This window comes from Nocardioides sp. P5_C9_2, from assembly GCF_054049555.1.
Genome location: NZ_JBFUMD010000363.1, coordinates 1 through 4,085 on the forward strand (window position 1 = coordinate 1; position 4,085 = coordinate 4,085).

Annotated in this window: 4 protein-coding genes and 1 pseudogene; all 5 read left to right on the forward strand. The window is 70.2% G+C overall.

What is annotated here, in order from left to right:
* Positions 1–195, forward strand: a pseudogene (locus ACXJKL_RS16060) (proteasome subunit beta); the annotation flags it as partial.
* An 8-nt stretch (positions 196–203) separates the two neighbouring features.
* Positions 204–1,106, forward strand: coding sequence for a proteasome subunit alpha (prcA, locus tag ACXJKL_RS16065; RefSeq protein ID WP_457208031.1), 903 nt, complete (start codon positions 204–206; stop codon positions 1,104–1,106).
* A 59-nt stretch (positions 1,107–1,165) separates the two neighbouring features.
* The gene (pafA, locus tag ACXJKL_RS16070; RefSeq protein WP_457208032.1) at positions 1,166–2,527 is read left to right on the forward strand and encodes a Pup--protein ligase; all 1,362 of its coding nucleotides are present in this window, start codon (positions 1,166–1,168) and stop codon (positions 2,525–2,527) included.
* 103 nt (positions 2,528–2,630) lie between these two features.
* Positions 2,631–3,587, forward strand: coding sequence for an FKBP-type peptidyl-prolyl cis-trans isomerase (locus ACXJKL_RS16075; RefSeq protein WP_457208033.1), 957 nt, complete (start codon positions 2,631–2,633; stop codon positions 3,585–3,587).
* Between the two features lie 21 nt (positions 3,588–3,608).
* On the forward strand, positions 3,609–4,085 hold a 477-nt coding region (locus tag ACXJKL_RS16080), incomplete at its 3' end, for a helix-turn-helix transcriptional regulator (RefSeq protein WP_457208034.1).

A 4,085-nucleotide genomic window follows, 5' to 3' on the forward strand; every position in this document is an offset into this window, starting at 1 on the left:
GCGCTGTACGACGCCGCCGACGACGACTCCGCGACCGGCGGGCCGGACCTGGCCCGTCGGATCTTCCCCGTCGTGCACGTGATCACCGCGGACGGCGGTCGTCGGTTCCCCGACGACGAGGTCGCCGCGATCGCCGACCGGATCATCGCCGCGCGCATGCAGCGGCCCGACGGCCCCGCCGCCGCCCTGACCTGAGGAGCACCATGAGCACCCCCTTCTACGTCTCCCCGGAACAGCTCATGAAGGACCGGGCGGACTTCGCGCGCAAGGGCATCGCGCGCGGCCGCTCGGTGGTCGTGATCCAGTACGCCGACGGCATCCTGTTCGTGTCCGAGAACCCCTCGCAGGCGCTGCACAAGGTCTCGGAGATCTACGACCGGATCGCCTTCGCGGCGGTCGGTCGCTACAACGAGTTCGAGAACCTGCGCATCGCCGGTGTCCGTCTCGCCGACATGCGGGGCTACGCCTACGACCGCCGCGACGTGACCGGCCGCGGCCTCGCCAACGCCTACGCCCAGACGCTGGGCAGCATCTTCTCCTCGGGTGGCGAGAAGCCCTACGAGGTGGAGATCTTCGTCGCCGAGGTGGGGGAGTCGCCCGCCGACGACCAGGTCTACCGCCTCACCTACGACGGCCAGGTCGCCGACGAGCACGGCTTCGCCGTGATGGGTGGCGCCGCCGACGTGGTGGCTGGCCACCTGCGCGAGCACTACGTCGAGGGCGCGAGCCTCCAGGACGCCGTACGCCTGGCCGTGGCCGCCCTCGGTCACAGCGAGACCGACGACCGGGTGATCTCCACCGAGAACCTCGAGGTCGCCGTGCTGGAGCGCTCCCGCCCGCAGCCCCGCAAGTTCGTGCGGCTGCGCGAGTCGCGCCTCGTCGAGCTGCTCGGCGAGCGCGGGCCCGTCCAGCCCGACGAGCCGCGGGCGGAGGACGCCGGCGCTGCCACGCCGCCGACCGTCCCGTCGGTCGACGACCCGGCCGACCCCACCGACCAGGTCAGCGGGGGCACGCCCCCGCTCGAGGACCCGGTGACCGGGGAGCCCGTCGAGCCGCCGGTGGCGCCGCCCGTCGCGCCCCCGGCGGTCCCGCCCACCGCGGGATGACCTGCGTGTCTTCCCTCGGGACCCCCCGCACGTGTGGTGTTGCGGCCTAGGGTGTGCTCATGGACCGGCGCATCTTCGGCATCGAGAACGAGTACGGCGTCACGTGCACGTTCAAGGGGCAGCGCCGGTTGAGTCCCGACGAGGTGGCCCGGTACCTCTTCCGCAAGGTCGTGAGCTGGGGTCGCTCGTCCAACGTCTTCCTGCGCAACGGCGCCCGTCTCTACCTCGACGTCGGCAGCCACCCGGAGTACGCCACCCCCGAGTGCGACGACATCGTCGACCTGGTCACGCACGACAAGGCGGGGGAGCGGGTGCTCGAGGGGCTGCTCCTCGACGCCGAGCAGCGCCTGCACGACGAGGGCATCGCCGGCGACATCTACCTGTTCAAGAACAACACCGACTCGGCCGGCAACTCCTACGGCTGCCACGAGAACTACCTGGTCGGTCGCGCGGGCGAGTTCAGCCAGCTCGCCGACGTGCTGATCCCGTTCCTGGTGACCCGGCAGATCATCGTCGGGGCCGGCAAGGTGACGCAGACCCCGCGCGGGGCGTCGTACAGCGTCTCCCAGCGTGCCGAGCACATCTGGGAGGGCGTCTCCAGCGCGACCACCCGCAGCCGCCCCATCATCAACACCCGCGACGAGCCGCACGCCGACGCGGAGAAGTACCGACGTCTGCACGTCATCGTCGGCGACTCCAACATGAGCGAGACCACCACGATGCTCAAGGTCGCCTCCTGCGACCTGGTGCTGCGGATGATCGAGGAGGGCGTGGTGATGCGCGACCTCACCATGGAGAACCCCATCCGCGCCATCCGCGAGATCTCCCACGACGTCACGGGTCGCCGCAAGATCCGCCTCGCCAACGGTCGTGAGGCCAGCGCCCTGGACATCCAGGCCGAGTACCTCGGCAAGGCCCGCGACTTCGTCGACCGCCGCCAGATCAGCACGCCGCTCATTGAGCAGGCCCTCGACCTGTGGGAGCGCGGCCTGAAGGCGATCGAGTCCGACGACCTCGGCCTGATCGACCGCGAGATCGACTGGGTCATCAAGTGGAAGCTCATCGACCGCTACCGCGCCAAGCACGGCCTGCCGCTCGGCCACGCGCGGGTCGCCCAGCTCGACCTGGCCTATCACGACATCCACCGCGGCCGGGGGCTCTACTACCTGCTCGAGAAGCGGGGGGCCGTCGCACGGGTGACCACCGACCTCAAGATCTTCGAGGCCAAGAGCGTCCCGCCGCAGAACACCCGGGCCCGGCTGCGGGGTGAGTTCATCCGCAAGGCGCAGGAGCGACGGCGCGACTTCACCGTCGACTGGGTGCACCTCAAGCTCAACGACCAGGCGCAGCGCACCGTGCTCTGCAAGGACCCCTTCAAGGCGTACGACGAGCGCGTGCAGCGCCTCATCGACGGCATGTGAGCCTGCCTCAGCACTCCTTCAGAGTCGCCGGATAGGGTGACCGCTCCGTCCAGGACGACCTCCTGCACCGACCTCCTGCACCGACCTCAGAAGGTGGCCGAACGTGTCTCGCCCCCGCACCACCCGCACCCGCCGCACGCGCCTTGCCGCGGCGGGCGGGGTCCTCCTGCTCTCCACGATGGGCCTCACGGCCTGCGGTGACGACGACGGTGGGGCCTCCGGCGCCGGCCTCGACGCGTTCAGCGTGACGGGCGACCCGGGCAAGGAGCCCGAGGTCACCTTCGACGAGGAGGTCGACCCCGACGGCATCGAGTCCAAGGTCCTCACCGAGGGCGACGGTGAGGAGCTCGGCGAGGGTGACAACGTCTTCGCGCACATCTGGATGGGCAACGGCTTCACCCAGGAGAAGGCGTTCAGCACCTACGACGCCAAGGCCCCGGAGCTGCTGACGTACGCCGACCTCGGAAAGCCGTTCCAGGAGGCCATCGAGGGCCACACCGTCGGCTCACGCGTCGCGGTGGTGGCCAGCGCCGAGGACACCTACGGCGAGTCCGGCAACCCCCAGCTCGGCATCGGCAACCAGGACGGGTTGGTGATCATCGTCGACCTGCTCGCCAAGGTGGCCAACGAGCCGAGCGGCGAGGAGCGGGAGCCGGCCAAGTGGGCCCCGACGCTCGTCGAGGACGGCGACACGATCACCGGCCTCGACTTCACCGAGGCCAACAAGCCGAGCAAGAACCTGCTCGACACCACCCTGATCAAGGGTGAGGGCCCCGTCGTGGAGAAGGGCCAGACCATCGCGGTCGACTACCTCGGCCAGGTCTACGACGCCAAGAAGCCGTTCGACGAGTCCTACTCCAAGCAGCCCACGTCGTTCCCGATCGGCACCGGCGCCGTCGTCAAGGGCTGGGACCAGGCGCTCGTGGGCCAGACCGTCGGGTCGAGGGTCATCCTGTCGATCCCGCCGGCGCTCGGCTACGGCGAGGGCGGCAACGAGCAGGCGGGCATCAAGGGCACCGACACCTTGTTCTTCGTGGTCGACATCCTCGGCGCGGCCTGATCCGAGGGGAGGGGGACCAGGATGGCGAGCGACAAGGCTGAGCGTCTGCTCAACCTCTACATCATGCTGCTCGCGCAGACCCGGTTCGTCCCCAAGCAGGACATCCGGCGTGCCCACTACGCCGAGTACCCCGACACAGCCCGGGGTGACGAGGCCTTCGAGAAGGCCTTCGAGCGCGACAAGGACGACCTGCGCGAGCTCGGGGTCGTGATCGAGGTCGGCTCGCTGGACGCCTTCTTCGACGACGACCCCGGCTACCGCATCTCGACCGACACCTCCGCCCTGCCCGAGATCCGCTTCGAGGCCGACGAGGCGGCGGTGCTGGGCATCGCGGCCCGGGCGTGGGAGCAGGCGACGCTGGCGCGGCGCACGACCGAGGCGATGCGCAAGCTCACCGCCCAGGGCGTCGAGGTCGACGCGACCCGGCTCGACCTGGTGCCCCCCAGCCTGCGCGCCGAGGAGCCCGCCTTCGACGCCTTCTGGGACGCCACCCAGAAG